Origin of the sequence: Neoalteromonas flava (genome assembly GCF_002807685.1) — a bacterium.
Classification (GTDB): Bacteria; Pseudomonadota; Gammaproteobacteria; order Enterobacterales; family Alteromonadaceae; genus Alteromonas_E; species Alteromonas_E flava.
In genome coordinates, this window is record NZ_PEAX01000030.1 from 1 (window position 1) to 442 (window position 442).

At 45.7% G+C, this 442-nt stretch carries 1 protein-coding gene; it reads right to left on the reverse strand.

Going from position 1 to position 442, the window contains the following annotated elements:
• On the reverse strand, positions 1–442 hold a 442-nt coding region (locus CSH92_RS16995), incomplete at both ends, for an EF-Tu/IF-2/RF-3 family GTPase (protein WP_240612855.1).

A 442-nucleotide genomic window follows, 5' to 3' on the forward strand; every position in this document is an offset into this window, starting at 1 on the left:
CTTCGTCACGCTTAGTACCACGTAGTAGAACACCAACGTTCTCACCCGCGCGGCCTTCGTCTAGAAGCTTACGGAACATCTCTACACCAGTACAAGTTGTCTTCGTTGTCTCTTTGATACCAACGATTTCAACTTCTTCACCAACTTTAACAATACCTTGCTCTACACGGCCTGTTACAACTGTACCACGACCTGAGATTGAGAATACGTCTTCGATTGGAAGAATGAACGGCTTGTCAATTGCACGCTCTGGCTCTGGGATGTATGAATCAAGTGCTTCACCTAGCTCGATGATTTTCTTTTCCCACTGCTCGTCGCCTTCTAGCGCTTTAAGAGCTGAACCTTGGATTACTGGTAAGTCGTCACCTGGGAATTCATACTCAGACAACAATTCACGTACTTCCATTTCTACTAGCTCTAGAAGCTCTTCATCGTCAACCAT